This is a genomic window from Nakamurella sp. A5-74 (assembly GCF_040438885.1).
In the GTDB taxonomy this organism is placed as follows: Bacteria; Actinomycetota; Actinomycetes; order Mycobacteriales; family Nakamurellaceae; genus Nakamurella.
In genome coordinates, this window is sequence record NZ_CP159218.1 from 713,315 (window position 1) to 735,168 (window position 21,854).

Sequence of the window (21,854 nt, forward strand, 5' to 3'; positions counted from 1 at the left end):
ATGCGTGGGCCTCCGAGAATGCGCTCAGAGCATGGAGCCGAGGTCGGATCCAACGGTCGGGTAGGCGGCGGTTGCGGACTTGAGTTGGCGGGTGGTGAGGCCGAGTTTGATGGCCATGCCGATGGTGTTGACCAGTTCGTCATACCCGGGCCCCAAAAGGTGTGCCCCGACGATGCGGTCGTCGGCTCGGTCGATGAGGATCTTCACCGCGGCCGTGGTCTCCCCCACTCGGTAGCTGGAGTACCAGCCACTGGTGTCGGTGAAGCGGACGTCGAGATCGATCCCGTGGTCGACGGCTTCTTGCTCGAGCATTCCGACGCGGACGAGCTCGGGGATGGTGAAGACCGCGGTCGGGATGCCGGCGTAGTCCGGTGAGGTGGTGGTGGCCTTGATCATGTTCGACGCGGCGACCTTGGCCTCCGCGACCGCAACCGGGGTCAGCGGCATGCCGGCGGTGTCCGCGGCGTCACCCGCGGCCCAGACCGCCGGGTTGCTCGTGCTCTGTAAGTGGTCTCCGACGGTGACGCCGCGGTCACCCCAGGCAACCTCGGCGGCGTCGAGGTCCAGCTCGGCCAGGTCGGCGACCCGTCCGGCGCCGTGGACGACGAGGTCGGTCTCGATGATCTCGGGGGTGCCGGCGCGCTCGAGCGTGACCCGGTAGTCGCCGTCGCCGGCCTCGACGCCGGTGATGGTGGCGGAGCGGCGCAGCTCGATGCCGGCCCGCGTGCCGCGCTCGATCAGTCGTTCGACGAGATCGGGGTCGAAGCGCTTCAGCGGACGACCTCCGCGGTCGAGGATGATCGCCGAGCTGCCGGCCCGGGCGACGATGTGGGCGAACTCGAAGGAGATGAACCCGCCCCCCACGAACACGATCCGGGGCGGGAGCGCGTCGAGGTTCAAGAAGTCGGTGCTGTCGATCAGGTGCTCGGAGCCGGGAAAGGCGAGAGGACGCGGCCGGGCGCCGGTCGCGATCATGAAGCGGTCTGCGGCGTAGGCGGCGCCGTCGACCTCGAGCCGGTTGGTGCCGGTGAACCGTGCCTGACCGTGGAGGGTGTCGACGTGGTGGCCGGCGAGGTCGTCTTCCATGTTCTGCGGGACGGGGTCGGTGAAGTCGTGCTTGTGCTTCATCAGGTCGCTCCAGTTGATCGACAACCCGGCGTCGTCGATGCCCTTGCCGTGCATCAGGCGGGCGGCGTCGACGATCTCCGCGCCACGGCGCAGGATCTTCTTCGGGTCGCACCCCCGCAGTGCGCAGGTGCCGCCGTAGGGCAGGGCGTCCACGATGGCCACCTGCCAACCCTGGTCCGCGCACTTGTTCGCCGCGGCGACTCCGGCCATCCCGGCGCCGATGACGACCAGGTCGTAGCGCCGGCTCACGCGTGGATCCCCGGTCCATTGCCGCGGTCGGGTCGGTGGTCTGCACGGGGTCCCATGCCTGCGACGGTAGACCTTGATCCGCACTACAAGGTCAAGGCTAGATTCGACCCATGCGCATCGGAGAGGTCGCCGCCGCGGCCGGCTTGGCGACCCAGACGATCCGGTTCTACGAGCGCCGCGGCCTTCTTCCCGAACCGTGTCGCGGCCCGAACGGCTATCGCCACTACGACGGTTCGATGCTGGTTCGTCTCCGGTTCATCCGGACCGCCCAGACCGCTGGGCTCACCCTGGTCGAGATCGCCAGCATCATCGCCCTCCGCGACGACGGAGCCACTCCCTGCAGCCACGTCCAGTCCCTGCTGCTGACCAAGCTGTGCGATGTCCGGTCGCGGCAGCGTGAGCTCGCCGCCGCGGAGGCAGAGCTCGGAAGCCTCATCGACCGCAGCCACCGGCTCGATCCCGCCGACTGCACCAACACTCAGATCTGTCACATCATCTCGGCCTCCTCATAGCCGTGAACTGGCACGAGGGGTAGCTTGTCGAACCATGAGACGCGGGATCGTCATCGCCGCCGCTGTGTACCTGAGCGTGGCGTTGGGAACCCGGGCCGCGGAAGCGGCCGGGCTGCACCGCTGTGAATGTCCCTCCTCATGTTGGTGCCGCAAACCGGTCCTCAGCACCTTCCGTTGGGTCGTCCCAGTGGGCCACCGCTAGCGGCAGTCCGGCAGCATGGCGGCTACGACGACGTCGGAGCAGCGCAAGTCTCAGTGCTGGCCACGGTGGACCAGGGTGGGAACCCGACTCGTCGAGCTTGCTGCGCGCGGGCCAAGTACGAAGCGGGCGACCGCCGAGGTGTGCGCCTTGCTGACGCAACGCGGATACGTCGAACTTCGGCCCGATCCCAGTGATCGTCGGGCCAAGCTCTACGTCAACACGTTGGGGGCCGACGCCTGCTAGTCGCGTGCCGCGATGTGGTCGTCGACTACGAAACCTGGTTGGCCGGAGTCGTCGGAGCAGCTGGCATCGCCCACTTCCGCTCGACGTTGAGCGCCATCATCGATCACCCGGGCGAGGACTGGGCGTCGTCTCGGGCCGAGTCCGAACGGTCGTGAGACGACGCTCTGGTCCGCGACCAGCACTTGGCCGGCACCCGAATGACCACCGAAGGTGGCTGCTGGGGGCAGTGGTGCCTGAGTGAGAGTGTCGCGGAAGTCGTGTCCGGTTTACAACGTCTCACAACCTCCCGAAGCAAGCGGACACGGCAACCGTTACGTCTGTCCGTGAACGATCATTTGCTTGCCATTGCCAAGGAGGTTGCCACCCGCCGCGGACCCGCTGATGAGATACCCGAGTCGTTTTCGAGTTCGGCCGCGTCCTGGCGAGGGTTCGGCTTGTGGCAGCTCGGGGGGTTGGGATCGGTGTTCCGTCCGGCGACTTGCTTATCGGACGAGCGCCAGATGGATCGGCTGCACAGCTGGCGTGATCGTGGGCAGCCGGTCAACCCTGCCCGCGACTCCTATGACGCATCCGGTGTCCGGTGCCCACTGCGCTCGTGAAACTCAGGAGGTCTCGGCGATCCGCTTGATCGCCGCGAGCGTCCGGGGAATCCCGTCGTGAGCCTGCCGGGTGCGCGCGTCGATCTCTGCCGCCGCCCGGTCGGCATACTTCTCCTGGAACATGGCGATCCCGGTGGGCAGGAACTGCCAGCTCTCGGTCAGCTTCGTCGCCTTACCGTCGGGGTCGAAGGTAAAGCTCCACCGTGCAAAACTGCCGCCCACGATCCAGGTGAACTCCCGGCCCCTGTCGGCCGCAGTGATCTGGGACCGGGTCTCCCAGGTGCGCTCGAGCAACTCGTTATGACCGGTAAACCAGGCGCCGATCTGGCCCGCCTCGCCTGCGTCGTCCCACCAACACGCCGTACAGACCGGGCTCCACTCGCCGGTGGGGGTGATGTCACTGACCAGGTCGTAGAGCGCCGGGTGCGCATGGGGAGCTGCGTCATCGGGTCCTCACTTCTTCTGTCGGCGACTGCCCGCGTGCCAGTCCTCTTGCTTACCGGTGGTGCCGGTCGGCACACCGAAGCCCACCAGTTGGGGCTGCTCTCGCAGGCTGCGCTTCAGCTCGGCGAACCCGGGGAACCGGGCCAAGCCCACGACGTGGTCCCACAGCTCGCCGGCCGTCTCCCTGTCGGGAAGCCGACTGATCACTGGGCCGAAGAATGCGACACCCTCCGGTGGGTCGAAGTGGATGATCGGAGTGCCGACGTCCTTACCGGTCAACAGGAGTGCCTCCTCGCCGTCCGCCCGGATGTCGCCGTCCCAGGAATCGTCGTCCAGGGCATCGGCCAGCTCGGTGGGGAGCCCGGCCTCGCGCAGAATCGGCTCGACGAACTCTCTGGTGCCGCGCCGCTCGCGGCGCTCCTGCTCGTCGGTGACGTCGGGGGGTGAGGCTGTGTCGAAGATGTGCGCCCCGAAGGCGGCCTGTAGCGGGTCCAGTACCTGCCGGCCGTGCTCGGCGCGCGCCCGAGCGGCTACCCGCAGGAGCCGCAGGCCCGCCGTGTGCCCGGCTTCGTACTCCGGCGGGAAGTGCGCGTCATAGTCGATGTGGGAGTTGATCAGCCGCAGCGAGATGAACCGCCAGTCCACGGTGAACCCCCGCTCGGCCTGCACCATCCGGATCCATTTGCTCGTCAACCAGCAGAACGGGCAGACCGGGTCGAAGTAGAACCGGATGTCAACAGAGTTCATCGCCCAACCGTAGGCCCCAGGCCGATCGCTCACCCCCCCGCCGGCCACTCCTCAAGCGAATCCTCAACCGGACGGTGCCGCGCTCATGACGAATTCCGACCGGTCGTTTCTGGCTCGCGGTCAGCGTCGAGCCCGTGGTTCGTACTCGGCCCAGAGCTTTGATGGTGCGGACGCGTGAGCCTCACTGCCTGCATCGGCACTGGGGCTGTTGCGGCTCATGCGCCTGGCAAACGCAGCCGGTTCGGATGTGAATATGTAACGCAAGTCGTGTTCGCTTTACGTTGTAACGCAACGTCTTTCGCCTTCCGTACACGAGTTTCGTTACACATGGCTCACAAACGATCGTGTGTATTACATACGCCTACATTGGTGCTGGAGATTGCAGATGGTCGAACTTGGTCCGACCGACCCGAGGGGCCAAGATGCCCCCACATGACGCCACCGAAGAGCGCGACCGACACCGTCCACGTCAAAACTTCGAGAGGGGCGCCCGCCGGCGGGCGAGGGTGATCGCCAGTGCCCAGACGGTGAGGGCGCACGCGCCGCCCAGCAGCCAGGACGCTAGTACGTCGGTGAACCAGTGCACGCCCAGGTACAACCGACTCAGCCCGACCAGGCCGACGCAAATCACCGCGGCGAGGTAGACCAGCCAGCGGCGGATCGGGCGCTCCATCCGATGTCCGAGCAGCAGCGCGATGATCAGGTAGGCGGCCGCCGACTGGGTCGAATGCCCCGATGGGAAACTCAGACCCGCCGCGCTGACTCCGGGAACCCGATCCGATAACGGCGGGCGGGGCCGGGCGACGATCAGTTTGACCATGGTCCCCAGCAGCTCCGCCCCGATCAGTGCGGTGGCGCCGATCAGCAGGTCTTGCCGCGCACGGAATCCGATGAACAATAGGGCCAGGCCGACCGCCGTCGTCACCGCAACCCCGACCGGGCTCCCGATGGTCGTCACGGTGCGAAATATCGCCGTCAGTGCCGGTGTCCGCCGGTTCTGCAGCCAATGCATCACTGCCTCGTCGAGGTTCGGAGGTCGGGTCAAAGTCAGGACCAGGACCAGGACCAGCAGAAACGCCCCGGCCAACACTGCGGGAATGACGAAGTGCCGCGCTACCGCCGGCGCTGGCTCCGTGTCTTCGCTCATCCGCTTGGCTCGCCGGGCTCGCACCTGGCTCAGGTAACACGGTTCGGCGCCTTCCGGGAGAGAGGGGTTGTTGCTGCGGATACGGTTCTCCTACACGTCGGCTCGCATGGTGATGAGGGCGGTCTTGCGTAGGGACCGTTGTCGTCGCAGGTAGGGCGACACGGTTGGTGACGGTGGGCCCTACCACCGGTCGCAGCCACGGAGTGAGGCGTGCTCTGCAAACGTATCTAGCTCCGGTGGGACCCGCACCGTGGCTCGCCGGTAGGTGTCGCGCGGTCGAGATGTCGCTGCTAACGCGCGTGATCGGCGCAGCAGGGGGTCGGGTTCGGCACCTCGAAGGGCACCAGGGTGCCATCCGGGCCTGGCTGGACGGGTAGCACCAGGTGGCCGGCGATCCATCGGGGACGGACGAAATCGCGGGTCTGCAGGATGGTGTCGGGATCGGCGTCACCGCCGGCGAGCACCGATACCTGCTCGATGCTTGACCCGGTGAGCAGGTCGCGGACGGTGATTGCTCCGGTGAGGTGGTCGATGCCCGGGAAATATGCGGCGCGGCCGCCGCGCCGGGCGGCGTGGTCCGCGGCCGCCGAGGCGGCGCTGCTGTGCAGGTCGGTGGGTCCGCTTCGTCGGTTGCCCAGGCTCATTCCGGGTGGCCGGTGCTGGGGTGCGGGCAGCAGCTCCTGCAGCAGCGCCCAGGCCTGGACCGGGTCGGTGATGGGGATTTCGATGGACAGGGCGATGTGTGCGCCGTCGGTTAACTGCGCCCGGTGGGTGCCCAGGGTCGGGTCAAGTATGCCGAGCGCGGCCAGCTCCCTGGCCAGCTCGTGCAGCACCGCGTCGGCGTCGGGCTCGGTCATGGTGAGGAGATCGACGCCGGCCACCAGCGTGGAGTTGCTGGTGGCCGGCGTCTGGGTGAAAGGACTCACCGGGAGGGAAGGATCCACATCGGGTTGCTGTAGAACCACAGGTCATCCCAGGGGTCGGCGTCGCCGACGGTGTCCATCTTCGGGCCGGCCGGATCAACCGTTGCCCCGTTCAGGCCGACCGCGAGCCGCTTGCCGTCCGAGCCGCGGAGTCGGACGTAGAAGCCGTCGTCCAGTCGGCCGAGGTTGTAGTTCAGGACGATTACCTTGGACTGTCCGCTGACGTCGTAGGTCTTGACCACTCGGGTTTCCGGGGCGGTGAAGGTGTCTTTGTTGCTGACCGGTCCGGTGACGGCGCCGCGGATCACATCGACCTTGGCCAGCGCGGGCAGGAACTGCGACCAGTTCGGATGCTGGGCCGGGTTGATCCTGATCTGCAGGGTGACCGGGGTACCGCGGCGGGCGGTCAGCACCCCGCCCAGGCTGGTCTGATGACCGCCTGCGGTCAGCCGGACATCCAGCGAATCGAGCAGACCGCCGTGGTCCACCCACACCCGTCCGGCCCGCATTCCGTCCATCACCGCGGCGTAGGAGAAACCCTTCGCGCCGACATGGGTGCGGCTGTAGTAGCCGGGCCAGAAATCACCGTTGCCCAGCTGCGGTGCGGTGATGTGGACCGGGTCGTTGTAGTAGCCGTTGGTGGTGAAATCGCTGCCCGGGCCGCGCTGCGAGGTGTCCGCCCAGACCTGGTGACTGTCGGAGTTGGCGGTGATCCACCACGGTTTTCCCTCGGCCAGCAGGCTGTCCCACAGCCCACCGACGGTGGAGGTCATCCAGTCGAAACCGCCGAAGGTCCGGTAACTTTCCAGCGGGTAGCCGGGGAAGCTGGCGACCGGGTCCGGGCTGTTGTCGTAGTAACCGCGGCCCGAGCCGGGGCCGAACGGTTTTGGAATACCGGCGGCTTGATGTCCCGGAGCCCCTTCCATGCCGATGGCGATCCGCGGTTCGGCGTCCCGCCAACCCCGGATCTCGTGCGGGGAATCGATGCCCTTGCGGGCCGGGTGATTGGCCAGCATCAGCGCGTCCTGAACCCGGCGCTGATCGATCGAGTCGGCCAGGAAGTGCAGACCGGCGATGGCCAGCGCCTCGTTCTGCGGGGTGTTGGCGCCGGCGGACTTCACGGTCCCGTCGTAGCTGTTCTCGAACTGCTTGAGCACCGATACCTCGTTGCGTCCCGGGTGCACGAACACCGTGCCGTGCTCGGCGGCGGGGATGTTCCACTCCAGGCCCTGGTAGACCAGAGTGTCTTTGACTGCCTGCCGGGCGAGCACGATGTCGGGGTTGACCTTCTCCACCCCGATCTTGGCGTGCTGCACGGTGCCGTGATCGGTGATCACCATCCAGTCCAGCCCGTAGGCATTCGCGTGGCGAACCTGGTCGATGACCCGGTACTGGGCATCCGGGGAGAACTGGGTGTGGATGTGGTGATCGCCGGTCAACCAGCGATACCCGCCCCTCGGCGGGTCGGCGGGCGGGCGGCCGGCGGGCGGCGTAACACCGGCCGCAGCCGCGGTTCCCGCGGTGGCGGTACTGAGCACACTCGACGCGGCCAGCCCGGCGCCCAGCAGACCCGCTTTCCGCAGGAAGTTCCGCCTGCCCAGCTCCGACGGCGGCAGCTCGCTGTCGTCGACCTGGAGGTCGAGGGCCGGCTCGAGTTCGGTCGGGGCGTGGCTGTGGGTGTGCGGGTGGATATGGCCACCCGCGTGATCATCGTGGTCATGCGGATGTGCGTGGTCATGATGTTCCATGAATGACCCTTCGCTGCTCGGGTGGTCTGGGCAAGGTGGCAGTGCGACTGCCTGATCCACCAGCCAAGCATCGCCAGGTGAACTCCCGGTGGCCGAGATCTGACCAGCCGAGGTCACCTGCGCGGAGCAGATTCGACACCCGCAGTTCATCCTCGGCTCATCTGTTCCGATGGTGGTGATTGCTCGGTCCAGCACCTCGGGAAGGGATGCGCCACCCGCTCCGGGTGTGCGGCAGCCTCGGGGAGCCACCGGGACAGGCGTGATGGAGCGATGGAGCGATGGCTGGTGCTGGTGTGTCGAGTCCGTCGAAGCCAACCAGGCTGCGAGCAACGGTGTGGCGGCGACTCGAGGGTCTGGGCGCGATCTACCTGCAGAACTCGGCCGCTGCGCTGCCGGCGTCCGTTCAGGCAGAACGGGCACTGCGGACGTCGCGGCACGACATCCTGAGCCTGGCGGGATCGGCGGTGTTGCTGAATCGACGTTGGTCGGTGGGCCGGAGGTGAAGGCTGCCTTCCAGGCGGCCCATCTCCGGCCGGGGCACTGCTTCCCGGATACATACCCAGCTCATCGCGGCCGGGGCGGGTGCTCTGGAGTTTTCCCACAGCTGCGGGGAGAATGAGTCGGAACAGACTGGCAGAGCCGCTGACCACACCCGGCCGGAGCCTTGAACTTGCACAGAGCAGGATGAGTTCCGTGATGGATCCTGTGACACCGGCGGGCTACGGCGAGGTGCTGGCGCTGATTGCCCGAGATGTGCGCGACACCAGACTGCGCGCGTTGTCCGCCGCGGGAACGGAAGTGATCGCGCTGAACTGGCGGATCGGCGCGCTGATCCTGGAGCGGCAGGACCGACAAGGCTGGGTCGCCCAGGTTATCGATCGTCTGTCGAAAGATCTACAGGCCCAGTTCCCGAGGATGACGGGGCTGTCGCCGACGAATATGCAGTACATGCGGGCGTTCGCCGCGGCCTGGCCGGCCCCGGGCAATTTCCCCACAGCTGTGGGGAAACGGCCGTGGGGACACGTCCGCACACTGCTGGATCGTCTTGACGACCGCGCCGACCGAGAGTGGTACGCCAGCTGCGCCGTTGACGCAGGCTGGTCACGCACGTCTTTAGAGCACCACGTTGCCACGGGTCTGCGGCAGCGGATTCCGATCTTGCCCAAGAGATGGTCAAGGACCCCTCCGTCTTCGACGTTCTCAATCTCACGCAGCGATCCGCGGAGCGGGACCTGGAGCAGGCACTGACGAATCGACTGCAGGACACGTTGACCGAAATGGGCCGCGGTTTCGCCTTCGTCGGCAGACAGGTCCGGTTCGACATTGATGGCGACGAGTTCTTCGTCGACTTGCTGCTCTTCAACGTCCTGCAGGTCAGATACGTCGTCGTCGAGTTGAAGATCGGCAAGTTCAAGCCGGAGTACGCCGGGCAGCTGGGCGTCTACGTCGCGATGGTCGACGATGAACTCCGCCAACCCCACTTCCACGCACCGACCGTCGGGATACTGTTGTGCGCCGACCGCAACGAGCGGGTGGTCCGCTACGCCTTGCGGGCTGCTGCGGCGCCCATGGCGGTGGCGACCTACACCTATGACAAGCTGCCCGCTGCAGAACGAGATGCCCTGCCGCCGCTGGAGGATCTCACTGAGGCCCTGTCGGACCCTGCCAACGAATAGTCCACCAGGGGTCCCGCTCCGTGGCGGGGTCCCGTGATGGTGGCGGCTGCCTGGGGATTGACCGGCGCCTGTTGGGGGGGCACACTGGGTGGACAGGCGATGAGGCTCGCCTTTGACCGCGGATTTCCGCTGATGGCTTCTACCAACCGTTCCGACGTGCGCGTCGGGACCGGAGGTAGAGGAGCCGGCGATGACGTTCCCAGGACCCGATGTGATCACCGTTGGCATGCTGCTGTCGGCGGGTGGCAGATGCGCCCGGAGCCCTCCTGGGTTCTCCGGATCGGCTCGCATTCGGTGTGCCACCTCGGCATCAAGTGTCTTCCAGCATCACTCGCCAGTTCATTTCGCTCCGTTTGGAGATTCATCATGATCTGTCTCGATTGCACGTCTCAGGACCGCACCACGCCCGCTGTCGGCGCCTGTACGAGTTGCGGGTCCGGCATCTGTTCGGCTCATGCGCGGGTGACCGTTCATGAGTACCCGCAGCCGTCGGGTCCCGGCATTCATACCCCGCATCCGGTGCGGGCGCTGGTCTGCGCCGGCTGCGCTTCCACGATCGGGCACAGCGAGCCACTGCTCGCTCAACCGGCTGCGATGTAACGGATCGCCGTCCCGCACTACACCGATGGCTCCCGCCGATGGGGGCCGGAGAAAGGAATCCTGTGCGTCCGTTGGTGCTGTCGGCTCTGGAACCGGTGGACTCCGATGTCGATCTCGATGATCCCGTCCAGCGGCGGGAACTGCGCCGCGAACACGGTGCTGTGCTGGCGGTCATCGCCGCTGGCGGGATCATCGGCTCACTGGCCAGGTATCGGATCGGGTTGTGGTGGCCTGCACGGCCGGCTGGTATGCCGTGGGCCACGGTGACGATCAACCTGACCGGCTGTCTGCTGCTGGGAGCGCTGATGGTGCTGCTGACCGAACGTCTGCAGCCACACCGCTGGGTACGCCCGTTCCTCGGAACGGGCGTCCTCGGCGGCTTCACCACGTTCTCGGCGTTCACGGTGGACACCGTGCTGCTGATCCGTGCGGATCGACCGGTCACGGCGGCGGGATACCTGGTGATCACCGGCATCGGTGGCGTCCTCGCCGCGGCGGCCGGGATGGCCGCCGCCCGCATGGGAGCGTCCGGAACCGGAACGGGTCGCCTCGAGAACATCGACCCCGATCTCGAGGATCCGGTCGACGGAGAACAGCAGACGTCCCGGTGATCGGGTATCTGCTGGTGGCTGCCGGGGCGGCTGTCGGTGCTCCACTGCGGTACCTCGTCGACCGTGTCGTCCAGGGACGACATCGCTCGGTGTTCCCGTGGGGCACCTTCACCGTCAACGTCGCCGGCAGCGTCATCCTCGGGGCGGTCACCGCGGCCGCACTCACCGGAGCAGCGCCGAACGAGTGGGAACTCCTGCTCGGGATCGGGGTGTGCGGAGCATTCACCACGTACTCCACGTTCGCGTACGAGACGATCCGTCTGCTGCAACAGCGGGCCCATCGCGTCGCGCTCGTGAACGCGATCGCGAGTGTCCTGGCCGGTGTCCTCGGCGCGACGATCGGGTTCATGACGACCTGGGCAGCACTCTGATCCACCCATTCATCCGGCCAGGCGCGGTCGGTTCCGCCGCTCCACAAACGAAGGATCCGCCATGACGATCAACTCTTTCGAGATCGACGAGCTGCACGCGGTCGAGATCCTCGATTCCCGCGGCCGACCCACGCTCGCCATCACCGCCACCCTCGGGGACGGCACCAGTGCTCGCGCCGGTGTCCCGTCCGGGGCATCAACGGGGACGGCCGAGGCCGTCGAGCTCCGCGACGGTGACCAGGCCCGGTACGCGGGGGCCGGGGTGCTGACAGCAGTCGGGAACGTGAACGGACCTCTGCAGGCAGCGGTGGCCGGTCACCGTTTCACCTCCCCGACCGACGTCGACGACGTTCTGCGAGCCACGGACGGCACCGGGAACAAGGCCCGGCTCGGAGCGAACGCGATCATCGGGATATCAATGGCGGTGCACCGCGCCTGCGCGGCGGCCCGCGGGGTCCAGCTGTGGCAGGCACTGACACCGACCGGGGTGACCCCCCGGCTGCCGGTCCCGCACTTCAACGTGGTGAACGGCGGTGCCCACGCACCGAACAGCCTCGACTTCCAGGAGTTCATGATCGCCCCGCTCGGGGCTCCCAGCTTTCCGGAGGCGGTCCGCGCCGGCGCAGAGATCTACGCGGCGCTCAGGAAGCGCCTGATGGCCGCAGGATTCGCCACCGGACTGGGTGACGAGGGCGGCTTCGCACCCGACATCACCTCGCCGGAGGAGGTTCTGACCCTGCTGGTCGCGTCGATCCTCGACGCCGGGTACAGCCCTGGTCGGGACGGAGTGGCCATCGCCATGGATCCGGCGGCCAGCGAGTTCCACCACGACGGCACCTACCGGGTGGCCGGGCAGTCACTGTCGGGCACCGACATGATCGACCGCTACGAGCAGATCATCACCGACTTCCCGGTGTGGAGCATCGAGGACGGAGTCGCCGAGGACGACCAGGACGGCTGGATCGCGCTGACTGCCCGACTGGGTGAGCGGGTCCAACTCGTCGGCGACGACAACTTCGTCACCAACCCGGCCATCATCGCCGACGCCATCGCCCACCACGTCGGCAACGCCGCCCTGATCAAGGTCAACCAGATCGGCACCGTGTCGGAAACCCAGCAGGCCATGCAGATCTGCCGTCAGGCCGGCTACGCGGCCATGGTGTCCCACCGCTCCGGGGAGACAGACGACACCTTCATCGCGGATCTCGCGGTCGGCTCGGGATGCGGCCAAATCAAGACGGGGGCCCCGGCCCGGGGTGAACGCGTCGCCAAGTACAACCGTCTGCTGGCCATCGCCGACGCGCAGCCCGACATGGCGTTCGGCATCGGCGGCACGACCCGGGGATGAACGCGCGATCCGCACGCCGGGTGGGAGACGGCAGCGTCATCCTGCTCCGCCACGGTGAGAGCACCGGGAACGCTGCCGATGAGTTCACCGGCTGGCGGGATGTCCCACTCACCCGGCGGGGGCGCGCCGAAGCCAGGAACGCCGGACAGCTGCTGTCCCGGCACGGTATCCGGCCTGACACCGTGCACACCTCGGTGCTGGCCCGCGCCATCGACACCGCCACCCTCGTCCTTGCCCAGCTCGACTTCAGCTCGCAGCCCCGCCGGGCCTCCTGGCGGCTGAACGAAAGGCACTACGGAGCGCTGCAGGGCCAGCTGAAGGCAGACGTGCGGGCAGAGGTCGGCCACGACACCTACCTCCGGTGGAGGCGCTCCTACACCGGTACCCCACCGCCGCTCGCCGTCTCCGACCCCGCCCATCCGGCCCGCGATCAGCTGTATGCGGCGATCCCGCCGGACGCCCTGCCGGGCACGGAGTCCCTGGCCGACGTGACCCGCAGGCTGCTACCCCACTGGCACGACGTCATCGCCGCCGACATCGCCGTGGGGGCCACCCCTTTGGTCGTGGCCCACGGCAACTCTCTCCGCGCCCTCGTCATGCACCTCGACGATCTGAGCCCCGTCGAAATCGAGGACCTCAACCTGCCGACCGGAATACCGCTGCGCTACGACCTGAGCCACTGGCGACCGCGCAACCCGGGCGGCACCTACCTCGACCCCGCAGCTGCGGAAGCCGGCATCACCGCCGTGGTAGCGCAGGACGGAACCTGAACGGTCTTGACGGGCAAGGGAAAAGGAAGTGATCGACCATGTGGGCCGTACTCGGCATGTGCGTCATCGCGGTCACGATCTTCACCGCCGGATTCCTCATCGGTCAGCGATCGGTCGGCGTCGTCGACAGGCAACGAATCCACCCACCCGACAACGGTGCCCCCATGGCATCCCGAACACCCACACGATCACAGCGGATAGCTGTCACCCTCGACGTTCTCTGGCCCCGCCAGTCCGCTCACGCCGCAGGAACCCGGCACCAGCTCTACTGATCACCGGGCTGCGGCTGCGGGACTGTCCTGAAACGGTGTTTTCCGGCCTGACACGCTGAGTGGCTGCTCGGTGGGAACGGCTGGGTGTGACTGGTGCTGCCGGAGTGAAAGTGTTGCGGAAGTGGTGTCCGCTTTACAACGTCTCACAACCTCGAAAACCATGCGGACACGGGAAGCTTTACAACGCAAGGCCAATGGCACGGAAACGATCGTTTCCGTGCGTAGGTCGGTTGTCTCGGGGAGACGCCGTCTGATCAGCTCGGTCCGATAACGAGCGGCACCGTGCAATAATATGCGCATGGATGCAGCTAAGCAGTTTTCTGGGCGTGAAGCGGACAGTCAATACGTTGAGTTGGCGGTCGAGGTGTTCTCGATGCTCGCCGACGCCACCCGGGTGCGGCTGATCCTGGCGCTGCGGGATGAGGAGATGCCGGTCAATCAACTCGCCGAGATCGTCGAGAAGTCACCGGCGGCGGTATCGCAGCATCTGGCGAAACTGCGGCTGGCCCGGTTCGTCACCACCCGCCAGGAGGGGACGCGGGTGTTCTATCGCTTGGCGAACGAGCATGCGAGCCAGCTGGTGTCCGACGCGATCTTCCAGGCCGAACACTCCCTGGACGGCACCCCCCGGCACCATCATCAGCCGGATGAGGCATCGGCGTGAGCACACCCGAGCTGGGCCACGGACACGACCACGCTGAGCACGACCATCCTCATGGCCACGATGACCACGGGCACTCGCACGGGCCCGGCGGTCACCAGCATCCAACGGGGATCAAGGGCTTTGTCCTGTCGATCTTCAAGCCGCACAGTCACGACTCCGCCGACTCGATCGATGACGCGTTGGAGTCGAATGCGGCGGGGGATCCGGGCGGTCAAAATCAGCCTGGTGGCCCTAGGTGTCACCGCCTTCGCACAGTTGGTGGTGGTCATCCTCACCGGCTCTGTCGCGCTGCTGGCCGATACGATCCACAACTTCTCCGATGCGCTGACTGCGGTGCCGTTGTGGATCGCGTTCGTCCTGGCCAGACGCAAACCCACGCGCCGCTACACCTACGGCTACGGACGCGCGGAGGATCCGGCCTAGGCCCCTGTGTTACCCCACAGCACAGCAAAACCTCGCTCGACCTCCGGGTGCCGCCGGATCACCCAATATGCCCGCCGCCGGACCGGTATGGCCTCGGACTCGGGACCCCCCGACGAAGCGCACTCGATGCCGACCCCCGCAATTGGCGACGAACTCGGCCTGCGCCGTGCATGGAGCCGGGCCAGGTGTCGCGAACCCACTGCTGGTACTTGATGTCAACACCAGGTGTAGGTGAGGCGTTGCCGGGCCGACCGTTCCAGCAGTTCGGCGAGGGCTCCGGGCGGTACCTGTCCTTCCAGGTCGGTTAGACAGGCGCGCACCACGTCGACGATCATCGGCAGCGGGTGCTGCCCGTGGAATTCGCGGAACAGTAGTTCGACTACAACGGCGTAGCTGAACTCGGTCACCAGGTGTTGTGCGCTTTCCAGTGAGCTGCGGTGATGGTCGCCGCTGTTCCGCCTTTCCGGGAGATGCGGGGATCCGCGGCTGACGATCCCGGCCTCCAAGAGGTTCACTGCGACGCCCTGGTTCGGTCAAGCCGGGAACGGACCCCGAATGAGACCGGACGCGAAGACACCGCCGCTGGGGGCCGGTCCGACGGGGCGGCAGGAACCTTCGGCCCCTACTCCCGCGGGGGTCTTCCGAGGCCTTCTGCGAGATCAAGCGATGACGATCCGGCACCTCTGGTTCTGTTTCGAGGGTCGGGACCGGTCAGGTGGCCGGGCGGCGGGCTGTCAAAGTGGCGTAGGCGACGATGTTGCTTTCGTAGCTTCCGGCAGCCGGGTCGAAGGCTCCGCCGCAGGTGATCAGACGTAGACCCGGGTGGTGGATGGCGCCGTAGACCGCGGAGGAGGGGAACGCGGACTTTGGGTATGCCACAACCTTGTCGACGGTGAAGACGGCGACGACCCGGTCGGTGAGGGTGACTTCTACGGTGGCGCCGGGTTGCAGGGCCCCGAGTTTGAAGAAGACGCCCGGCCCGTATTTGACGGAGTCGACGTGCCCAAGGATCACGGTCGGGCCGATCTGTCCCGGCGTCGGCGAGTACTTGTACCAACCGGCCTTGGAATCCGGGTCGTCCAACGGCGGCACCTCAATGGATTTGTCGGGGTTCAGTCCAAGCTGCACCAGGGTGGACTGCACACCTATCGAGGGGATGGTGATCGCCAACGGAGCCGAGGCGGCGAGCACCAGCGGCGCAGTCGGCGTGGGTGTGCTGGATGCCGTCGGTGGCCCTGCCAGAGTCGGTCGGGTCGGCGTTGGCTTCGGCCGGGGAGAACTCGATGCGCCCGTGCCGGTGCGGGTGCCGGGCGCTTGCGCCGTCGCTTTCTTGGTGATGGTGATTGTGGTCGGGGCTGGGGCGGGGTTCGCTTGGGCGGCGGTGGGTTGCGGCGCATGTTGCTGCCCGGCCAAGGCGCCACCAATTGCGGCGCCACCGACACCGGCCAACACGACGGCGATGACCCACCACAGGGTCAGCAGACGGAAAACGGTCGAAGCGGCGCCCTTGATATGTGTCACGCGGCCGGCGGACCTTTCAGGACCATTGCGCTTGCGCGACAGCACCGCCGGTGATGGTGACCTCCAGGGCGGGTTGTCCGTCCGGTCGCCACAGCGTGTAACTGCCGGCGTGCAAAGCGGGGTAGATGGCGGCGTAGCGGGTGCCGCCGCTGCCGCGGCGTTCCCTCACTGCGACGTGGGTGCGGTGGTGGGTGTCGTCCCCGGTGGGGCTGATTTCGATCTCGACGCCGAGCATCTCGGCGGACGTGTGCAGGACCAATGCGCCGATGTCTCCGCCGATGTCCAGCATGACGCTGCCGTCGCGGCTGGGTCCCAACTGGTTCTGTTCAGACATCTGATTTTGTTCGGTCATCGCTTGTTTCTCTGCTCCAAACAGGGTTCGGTGTCCAAGGGCGGCTGGGCAAGGGAGCCGACTGCGGGCGGCCCGCCGACGCTGTCGGCGTCAACGGCCCGCCCGCTGTCGTTCATGACGTCTGGCCGGCGGGCTCCTCTGAGGGTGCGGGGTGGCGCGGCCGGGTCGCTGCGATGGTGCCGGCGACGGCCGCCCCGACCAGGGCTGCCCCACCGGCGATGAGCCCGCCCTTATCTTGGACGCCGGCGGTGCCGCCGCCGCCGGTGTCGACTCCGCCGACCGGGATCGGCATGTCACCCAGGTCAGCGGCCGGGGTGTTGACGCCGGGGTTGTGGTAGCCGCCGTGCGGGGTGCCCAGGTACGGAAAGGTCGGCAGGTAGTGGACGGTGTTCCCGGCGGTCACGTCGGTGTTGCTGGAGGCGATGCCCTGGGTGACCGCGCCGGCCGCCTTGTCCGGGGTGTAACTCTTGTCGACCAGCGCATAGGTGGTTCCGGCCAGCGCGCGCAGTTCGATGGTGACAACGTCGTCGAAGACTCGGCGGCCGTTGGGATATCCGGCCGGGTCCATCCCGATCAGGCCGAGGTTGCTGGGATTGTCGGTGGTCGGCGGAATCGCCATGTTCAACCGCACCAGGTCAGCCTGCGTCGGCCCGGTGTAGTTCTGGAAACCAGGGACGACACCGGCGGGAAGGCCGGTGAGGAAGATCGCGAGCAGATCAGCGCGGGGCTTACCGGAGTCGTTCAGCGCGGCCAGGTTCGGGAACACCTCCGGATACAACACCGGCAGCAGGTGGGACAGCTCCGGGGCGGCGACGTTCGAGGCGAACTGCTTGTCCTCGGCCGGTTTCTGCGAGTTGAAGAAGTCCTTCTTGGGGATCGGGATCAAAACCTCGTTGAACAACGGGTTGGCCAGCCGGGACACCTGCACCCAGGGGCCGCTGTTGACGATCGTGCCGTCCGCCTCGTACATCTTCGACCGTTGCCGGCTGGCCGAGGCGTACACGCCGATGACCGAGCCCTGCTTGGTCGCGTCCGTCGGGGCAGCGCCGTCGGCGGTCAGGTCCGTCTTGGGTACCTGCAGGATGATGGAGTGAACGTTCTTCGTCGCCAGCCCGTTGACGCCCGGGGCCTGCGGCATCTGCGACCCGACGTGCAGATTCTGGAACGGCCGCAGATTGCCCAGGTCGAAGATCGCGCCGACGTCGACGTAGAAGCCTTCGGCCCGTTGCCCGGTGTACAGGGTGCGGCCGCCGGGCAGGTTGTGAATCGCCGCGCTCGCCAGCGCAGCGAAGTCAGGGGTCGACAGCGGCCCGATGTTGCACGGCGGGCACGCCAAATCACTGCCCAGCACCTCACTCTTCCCGTCCGCGACGCGGGTGATCGAGCCGAACTGGCGGCGGTTCCAGTTCTTGCTATCCAGAGATTCGATAGGCCCCACGTTGTACAAAAACGTGTTCGGAAGCTTGTAGACGGTGTGGAACTTGAACTGGTAGGTGACGTTCGGGATGCCGTCGCCGTCGTTGTCGATGTGGATCTCGTACAAGACGTCGTCGCCGAACTCGAAGAAGTTCGGGCCGCCGGCCGGGTCCTCCAGCGGCACGAAGTTCGCGATCAGCGTGACGGTGTCGGGCTTGTCCGGACTGACGAACGCGTACACGTCGGTGTTGTCCGCGGCCGGGTCACCGGAAATTCCAGGAGCCTCTTTGTGAGATGACATGCCTTACCTCTCCAACGGTGGAATGGGAAACCTTCAGGCGTTCTTGGCGGAACCGGCGATGCGGGCCAGCCGGGAAGCCAACTCTGCGTCCCTGTACACCACCTCCCGCTCACCGACCATCACGACGATCTCACCGCTGCGATGATCTTTGACATAAGCGATGAAAGGCTGGTCCGGCAGCGCTCCGACAGCCTCCGGATGGACAGCCGCGCCCGGATGAACGGCCGCGCGGGCCGGGGGCTGCGCCGAAGCCACCCCCGACATCAGCGCGGGAGTGAACGCGGCACCGACCGCGACTGCCCCCAACGCGCCATGTTGCAGGAACCTACGGCGAGACCGATCAGCCACGGCATTCTCCATTCAGGAACAAACCGGCTCCTCCGGCAGTGTCCGGAAGAGGTCACACAGCGCTACCCGCGGGCGGCTCACCACCACCCCACCACGCAGGTCCGGGTCCGCCTAGCTCAACCCGCCAAAGAGTACGCCCCCAACCACGAACAACCGCACTACCGGTACCCCAAACCGTTACAGAAGCACCATCACCAGCCGTTACCTGCGGGGTGATGCCCGAAGGCTGCCATCATCGGTGAACACGCGAACGCGAAGCCGGCAGCGACGGTCGCGGCGGGCGCTTACTGGTTGGGCGGCTCTTCGTCGTCGGCGGTTCGGTCCGCCGCGCTCGCTTCATCGCCGTCCATCCCGGCCTGGTGGTTGGACCCTGAATCAGCATCCCGGATCGCGGCTGCCACCCGTTCCTGCGTTTCGTCGCTGGACGATTCCGTCATGGTGCACTCCTTCGGGTTGGACCCTGTCGACCTCGGGTCGGAAGCTGTCGGACAACGTGAACCGGCACCTCAGCTGGGCGACTCGGTTGCCTTGTTTTCCTCAGCTTGCTGCGACCCGGTGGGGTGATCGGTGTCTGTCGGGTCTTTCATGCCGACATCGGCAGCGTCCTCCGACTCGGCCTGCTTGGTCGCATCTGCATCGTCGCGTGGATCATCACTCATCGAGGTCACCTCTCAAGGGCACTACGGGTCGCCGAAGGCGCAGGCATCACCCTGTACCCGTTTTTCATCCGTCAGCACCACTGTGGCGGCTCAGGTCGCCAACTGGGCACAGACAGCTGCTGGCGGTAAACATCTCGGGGCGGGACTGCGGTGATACGCCGTGTCAGAAACACGTTCCAAGCTGACCTGCACGCGTTCGCCCGAGGGTGGGCCGGATCGAGGGGTTGGTCTCCGACAGGGCAAGAGAGCCAATCACGACGCCGGTCAGGCCGTGGAGGCGTGCGAAAGGCCAGGCTCGGACAGGCGCGCTTGCTCGAGCAGTCCGCTGATCCGGTAGGGCAGCTTCGCCCCCGCTGATCGTCGTCGACGCGAGCACGTCGGCCGGCATCTCCACCGGCATGTCAAGGGCCACGAATTTCTGCCCATTGGCGGCCATGAAACCTGTCCACTGGTGGCCACCGTTTCTGCCCACTGGTGGCCACGAAAACTTGCCCACTGGGTCGACGGGCAGCGCAGCGGTCATCGGGTGAGGGCGGTGGCGCCCTGCCCCGTGAGGGCTTGGGAGAGCCGGACGGATTCGCCGCTGGTTTGGCAGATGTGGACGTGGTGCAGCAGTCGGTCGACGGTTGCGGTGGCCAACGTTTTGGGCATCAGTTCGTCGAACCCGGCCGGGTACAGGTTGGAGCTGATCGCCAACGACCGTTTCTCGTAGGCGGCGTCGACGAGGCGGTAAAGACCTTCGGTGGCGTCTGGAGCGACCGGGAGGAGGCCGATGTCATCGACCATGATGAGCTCGGCACGCCGCGGGTGAATCGGCAGCAGTCTGCATCGAGTGAGCAACGCTCACACCGAACGTCGACGCAGCACAAGGACCGTCCCGGACGCCATCGCCACCAGGTAGGCGCGTCGACCGGGTCTGGGACTCATGACCTTCGTTCGCCGCCAACCGGCCCACCGGATGGGCTGGTCAGAGCGCCTCACATGTTCAGCCGGACACTCTTGCGTAACTGACGAACGTGGACTTATGGTCCGTCACGGTCTGGCGATCGGACACGGGTAGAATCGTGGACTGCCAACTCACCGGTCGCGTCCGGCCACAACGAGAAGAGGTCCCATCGTGGCCAGCCCTGCTCCGGCAGCCCCGCCAACATCCCGCGAGTCCGCCTTCCGGCAGTTCCGTGCCGCACTGTCCCGACGTGACCGGGCTGCCCTGGCCGGCATGTACGGATTCATCATTTTCCTGCACGTCATCGGGTTCGGGGTGCTTCTCGGATTCGTGGTTCCCGAGGCCTACGACTTGGGCGGCACCACCGGCGTCTACGGCGTCGGTGTCGGCGTGCTGGCCTACACCCTGGGCCTGCGGCACGCGTTCGACGCCGACCACATCGCCGCCGTCGACAACACCACCCGCAAACTCCTCGCCGACGGCGGGAAAAAGCCGCTGTCCGTAGGGTTCTGGTTCTCCCTCGGACACTCCACCATCGTCTTCGGTCTCGCCCTGTTGCTGTCCGTTGGGGTCAAAGCCCTGGCCGGGCAGGTCGAGGACGACGGCTCAGAACTTCACTCCGTTACCGGCATCGTCGGCGCCTCCGTGTCCGGGCTGTTCCTGTGGATCCTGGGTATCCTCAACCTCATCGTGTTGGTCGGGATCTTCCGGGTGTTCCGCAAAATGCGCACCGGAGCCTTCGACGAACAAGAACTCGAAGACCAACTCAACAAACGCGGGTTCATGAACCGCTTCCTCGGCGGCCTCACCAAATCTGTCCGCAAACCCTGGCACATCTACCCCATCGGCGTCCTGTTCGGACTCGGTTTCGACACCGCCACCGAGGTTGGCCTGCTGGTGTTGGCCGGCGGCGCCGCCGCGTTCGACCTACCCTTCTACGCGATCCTCGTGCTGCCCATCCTGTTTGCCGCCGGCATGTGCCTGATGGACACCACCGACGGCATCTTCATGAACTTCGCCTACGGCTGGGCCTTCGCCAAACCCGTACGAAAAGTGTTCTACAACATGACCATCACCTCACTCAGTGTCGCCGTCGCGCTGATCATCGGCACCATCGAACTCATCGGCGTCCTGGTCGACCAAGCCAACATTCAGAGCGGTCCGCTGGTCGCGATCGCCGACATCCCCCTGGACTACGCCGGATACGGCATCGTCGCCCTCTTCATCATCACCTGGCTCCTGGCCCTGGCCGTCTGGAAATTCGGCCGCATCGAAGAAAAATGGACCGCCAGACTCGGCACCAACACAGCTCACTGAGTGCTGTCTCGCGGCTCTTGTGTCAACCACCCACGGGCGCCGGGTTCGTAGCCGCTCGTGGCACCCTGACGACCTGTCCCTCGATGCCCGCCGGTCGGTAGCTGGCCAGCCACTCCCGTGCCTGCTCGACGTCATCGGTGATCGGGGAAGGTCAACGCAGGCGTGCATTCCGCAGCGAGCATTTCCAGCAACTCGCGCCGTTCGGGGAGCGGCCGGCGTACCGCGCCCCGTACGACCCGGCCGGACGGCAACTGCGCAGCACCCCGACCGAAGACGCGTCCCACGTCGACATCATGCGGTCAACCTAGTGGTGGCAC

At 66.6% G+C, this 21,854-nt stretch carries 25 protein-coding genes, 2 pseudogenes and 1 riboswitch; of the genes and pseudogenes, 13 read left to right on the top strand and 14 right to left on the bottom strand.

Translation table 11 applies throughout. The features are described 5' to 3' along the window. Positions 1-24 precede the first annotated feature (24 nt). Positions 25-1,377, bottom strand: coding sequence for an NAD(P)/FAD-dependent oxidoreductase (locus ABLG96_RS03160; protein ID WP_353649976.1), 1,353 nt, complete (start codon positions 1,375-1,377; stop codon positions 25-27). Between the two features lie 110 nt (positions 1,378-1,487). Here ABLG96_RS03160 and ABLG96_RS03165 point away from each other — a divergent pair, with 110 nt between their 5' ends. Then, a complete protein-coding gene (locus tag ABLG96_RS03165) occupies positions 1,488-1,889 on the top strand; it encodes a heavy metal-responsive transcriptional regulator (protein WP_353649977.1) in 402 nt (133 codons plus the stop codon). A gap of 277 nt (positions 1,890-2,166) precedes the next feature. Next, positions 2,167-2,334 (top strand): helix-turn-helix domain-containing protein, encoded by a 168-nt coding sequence (locus ABLG96_RS03170; RefSeq protein ID WP_353649978.1) that lies wholly within the window; start codon positions 2,167-2,169, stop codon positions 2,332-2,334. 602 nt (positions 2,335-2,936) lie between these two features. On the opposite strand, the gene ABLG96_RS03175 is transcribed toward ABLG96_RS03170, so the two are convergent. The 5 genes from ABLG96_RS03175 to ABLG96_RS03195 form a co-directional block, all read right to left on the bottom strand. Beyond that, complete coding sequence (locus ABLG96_RS03175; protein WP_353651361.1) at positions 2,937-3,341, bottom strand: SRPBCC family protein; 405 nt, start codon at positions 3,339-3,341, stop codon at positions 2,937-2,939. Positions 3,342-3,386: 45 nt separating this feature from the next. Continuing rightward, the gene (locus ABLG96_RS03180) at positions 3,387-4,124 is read right to left on the bottom strand and encodes a DsbA family protein (protein ID WP_353649979.1); all 738 of its coding nucleotides are present in this window, start codon (positions 4,122-4,124) and stop codon (positions 3,387-3,389) included. 469 nt (positions 4,125-4,593) lie between these two features. After that, on the bottom strand, positions 4,594-5,271 hold the full coding sequence (locus ABLG96_RS03185; protein WP_353649980.1) for a phosphatase PAP2 family protein: 678 nt from the start codon (positions 5,269-5,271) through the stop codon (positions 4,594-4,596). Positions 5,272-5,561: 290 nt separating this feature from the next. Further along, positions 5,562-6,197: a hypothetical protein gene (locus ABLG96_RS03190; protein ID WP_353649981.1), complete on the bottom strand. Its 636-nt coding sequence runs from the start codon at positions 6,195-6,197 to the stop codon at positions 5,562-5,564. Further along, entirely contained in the window at positions 6,194-7,942 is a 1,749-nt protein-coding gene (locus ABLG96_RS03195; RefSeq protein WP_353649982.1) for a PHP domain-containing protein, read from the bottom strand. Before ABLG96_RS03195 ends, ABLG96_RS03190 begins: the two co-directional genes overlap by 4 nt. A gap of 278 nt (positions 7,943-8,220) precedes the next feature. On the opposite strand from ABLG96_RS03195, the gene ABLG96_RS03200 reads away from it, so the two are divergent. The 10 genes and pseudogenes from ABLG96_RS03200 to ABLG96_RS03245 all read left to right on the top strand — a co-directional run. After that, positions 8,221-8,445, top strand: a complete 225-nt coding sequence (locus ABLG96_RS03200; protein ID WP_353649983.1) for a Chromate resistance protein ChrB — start codon at positions 8,221-8,223, stop codon at positions 8,443-8,445. A 193-nt stretch (positions 8,446-8,638) separates the two neighbouring features. Further along, entirely contained in the window at positions 8,639-9,190 is a 552-nt protein-coding gene (locus ABLG96_RS03205) for a DUF1016 N-terminal domain-containing protein (protein ID WP_353651362.1), read from the top strand. Next, positions 9,112-9,618 (top strand): PDDEXK nuclease domain-containing protein, encoded by a 507-nt coding sequence (locus ABLG96_RS03210; RefSeq protein ID WP_353649984.1) that lies wholly within the window; start codon positions 9,112-9,114, stop codon positions 9,616-9,618. The genes ABLG96_RS03205 and ABLG96_RS03210 overlap by 79 nt, the downstream gene beginning before the upstream one ends. Before the next feature lie 86 nt (positions 9,619-9,704). Continuing rightward, positions 9,705-9,767, top strand: a riboswitch (Fluoride riboswitch). 217 nt (positions 9,768-9,984) lie between these two features. Continuing rightward, complete coding sequence (locus tag ABLG96_RS03215; protein WP_353649985.1) at positions 9,985-10,218, top strand: DUF2180 family protein; 234 nt, start codon at positions 9,985-9,987, stop codon at positions 10,216-10,218. Between the two features lie 62 nt (positions 10,219-10,280). Beyond that, complete coding sequence (locus ABLG96_RS03220; protein ID WP_353649986.1) at positions 10,281-10,829, top strand: CrcB family protein; 549 nt, start codon at positions 10,281-10,283, stop codon at positions 10,827-10,829. After that, positions 10,829-11,200: a fluoride efflux transporter CrcB gene (crcB, locus tag ABLG96_RS03225; protein ID WP_353651363.1), complete on the top strand. Its 372-nt coding sequence runs from the start codon at positions 10,829-10,831 to the stop codon at positions 11,198-11,200. Before ABLG96_RS03220 ends, crcB begins: the two co-directional genes overlap by 1 nt. 61 nt (positions 11,201-11,261) lie before the next feature. Then, positions 11,262-12,548: a phosphopyruvate hydratase gene (eno, locus tag ABLG96_RS03230; RefSeq protein WP_353649987.1), complete on the top strand. Its 1,287-nt coding sequence runs from the start codon at positions 11,262-11,264 to the stop codon at positions 12,546-12,548. Then, positions 12,545-13,318: a 2,3-bisphosphoglycerate-dependent phosphoglycerate mutase gene (locus ABLG96_RS03235; protein WP_353649988.1), complete on the top strand. Its 774-nt coding sequence runs from the start codon at positions 12,545-12,547 to the stop codon at positions 13,316-13,318. Before eno ends, ABLG96_RS03235 begins: the two co-directional genes overlap by 4 nt. Positions 13,319-13,888: 570 nt before the next feature. Further along, positions 13,889-14,254, top strand: coding sequence for a metalloregulator ArsR/SmtB family transcription factor (locus tag ABLG96_RS03240; protein WP_353649989.1), 366 nt, complete (start codon positions 13,889-13,891; stop codon positions 14,252-14,254). Between the two features lie 11 nt (positions 14,255-14,265). Beyond that, a pseudogene (locus ABLG96_RS03245) lies at positions 14,266-14,668 on the top strand (cation transporter); the annotation flags it as partial. Positions 14,669-14,892: 224 nt separating this feature from the next. Here ABLG96_RS03245 and ABLG96_RS03250 read toward each other — a convergent pair. The 8 genes and pseudogenes from ABLG96_RS03250 to ABLG96_RS03285 form a co-directional block, all read right to left on the bottom strand. Continuing rightward, positions 14,893-15,192: a hypothetical protein gene (locus tag ABLG96_RS03250; RefSeq protein WP_353649990.1), complete on the bottom strand. Its 300-nt coding sequence runs from the start codon at positions 15,190-15,192 to the stop codon at positions 14,893-14,895. 196 nt (positions 15,193-15,388) lie between these two features. Next, positions 15,389-16,198, bottom strand: a complete 810-nt coding sequence (locus tag ABLG96_RS03255) for a class F sortase (RefSeq protein ID WP_353649991.1) — start codon at positions 16,196-16,198, stop codon at positions 15,389-15,391. A 16-nt stretch (positions 16,199-16,214) separates the two neighbouring features. Further along, the gene (locus ABLG96_RS03260; RefSeq protein WP_353649992.1) at positions 16,215-16,532 is read right to left on the bottom strand and encodes a phospholipase; all 318 of its coding nucleotides are present in this window, start codon (positions 16,530-16,532) and stop codon (positions 16,215-16,217) included. 130 nt (positions 16,533-16,662) lie between these two features. Then, positions 16,663-18,267 carry a DUF4331 domain-containing protein gene (locus tag ABLG96_RS03265; RefSeq protein WP_353649993.1) on the bottom strand — a complete coding sequence of 535 codons (1,605 nt, stop codon included), beginning with the start codon at positions 18,265-18,267 and terminating at the stop codon, positions 16,663-16,665. 33 nt (positions 18,268-18,300) lie between these two features. Beyond that, a complete protein-coding gene (locus ABLG96_RS03270) occupies positions 18,301-18,615 on the bottom strand; it encodes a twin-arginine translocation signal domain-containing protein (RefSeq protein ID WP_353649994.1) in 315 nt (104 codons plus the stop codon). Positions 18,616-18,899: 284 nt separating this feature from the next. Then, positions 18,900-19,052 (bottom strand): hypothetical protein, encoded by a 153-nt coding sequence (locus ABLG96_RS03275; RefSeq protein WP_353649995.1) that lies wholly within the window; start codon positions 19,050-19,052, stop codon positions 18,900-18,902. A gap of 69 nt (positions 19,053-19,121) precedes the next feature. Next, the gene (locus ABLG96_RS03280) at positions 19,122-19,283 is read right to left on the bottom strand and encodes a hypothetical protein (RefSeq protein ID WP_353649996.1); all 162 of its coding nucleotides are present in this window, start codon (positions 19,281-19,283) and stop codon (positions 19,122-19,124) included. A 510-nt stretch (positions 19,284-19,793) separates the two neighbouring features. Further along, positions 19,794-20,075, bottom strand: a pseudogene (locus tag ABLG96_RS03285) (ATP-binding protein); the annotation flags it as partial. A gap of 316 nt (positions 20,076-20,391) precedes the next feature. Here ABLG96_RS03285 and ABLG96_RS03290 point away from each other — a divergent pair. Then, on the top strand, positions 20,392-21,537 hold the full coding sequence (locus tag ABLG96_RS03290; protein ID WP_353649997.1) for a HoxN/HupN/NixA family nickel/cobalt transporter: 1,146 nt from the start codon (positions 20,392-20,394) through the stop codon (positions 21,535-21,537). Positions 21,538-21,854: the final 317 nt, after the last annotated feature.

Excerpts from the sequence above, each read along its gene's own strand:
- ABLG96_RS03265 (WP_353649993.1), bottom strand. The coding sequence starts at position 18,267 with ATGTCATCTCACAAAGAGGCTCCTGGAATTTCCGGTGACCCGGCCGCG.
- ABLG96_RS03210 (WP_353649984.1), top strand. The coding sequence starts at position 9,112 with ATGGTCAAGGACCCCTCCGTCTTCGACGTTCTCAATCTCACGCAGCGA.
- eno (WP_353649987.1), top strand. The coding sequence starts at position 11,262 with ATGACGATCAACTCTTTCGAGATCGACGAGCTGCACGCGGTCGAGATC.
- ABLG96_RS03200 (WP_353649983.1), top strand. The coding sequence starts at position 8,221 with ATGGCTGGTGCTGGTGTGTCGAGTCCGTCGAAGCCAACCAGGCTGCGA.
- ABLG96_RS03180 (WP_353649979.1), bottom strand. The coding sequence starts at position 4,124 with ATGAACTCTGTTGACATCCGGTTCTACTTCGACCCGGTCTGCCCGTTC.
- ABLG96_RS03195 (WP_353649982.1), bottom strand. The coding sequence starts at position 7,942 with ATGGAACATCATGACCACGCACATCCGCATGACCACGATGATCACGCG.
- ABLG96_RS03205 (WP_353651362.1), top strand. The coding sequence starts at position 8,639 with ATGGATCCTGTGACACCGGCGGGCTACGGCGAGGTGCTGGCGCTGATT.
- ABLG96_RS03260 (WP_353649992.1), bottom strand. The coding sequence starts at position 16,532 with ATGTCTGAACAGAACCAGTTGGGACCCAGCCGCGACGGCAGCGTCATG.
- ABLG96_RS03275 (WP_353649995.1), bottom strand. The coding sequence starts at position 19,052 with ATGACGGAATCGTCCAGCGACGAAACGCAGGAACGGGTGGCAGCCGCG.
- ABLG96_RS03185 (WP_353649980.1), bottom strand. The coding sequence starts at position 5,271 with ATGAGCGAAGACACGGAGCCAGCGCCGGCGGTAGCGCGGCACTTCGTC.
- ABLG96_RS03240 (WP_353649989.1), top strand. The coding sequence starts at position 13,889 with ATGGATGCAGCTAAGCAGTTTTCTGGGCGTGAAGCGGACAGTCAATAC.
- ABLG96_RS03215 (WP_353649985.1), top strand. The coding sequence starts at position 9,985 with ATGATCTGTCTCGATTGCACGTCTCAGGACCGCACCACGCCCGCTGTC.
- ABLG96_RS03165 (WP_353649977.1), top strand. The coding sequence starts at position 1,488 with ATGCGCATCGGAGAGGTCGCCGCCGCGGCCGGCTTGGCGACCCAGACG.
- ABLG96_RS03235 (WP_353649988.1), top strand. The coding sequence starts at position 12,545 with ATGAACGCGCGATCCGCACGCCGGGTGGGAGACGGCAGCGTCATCCTG.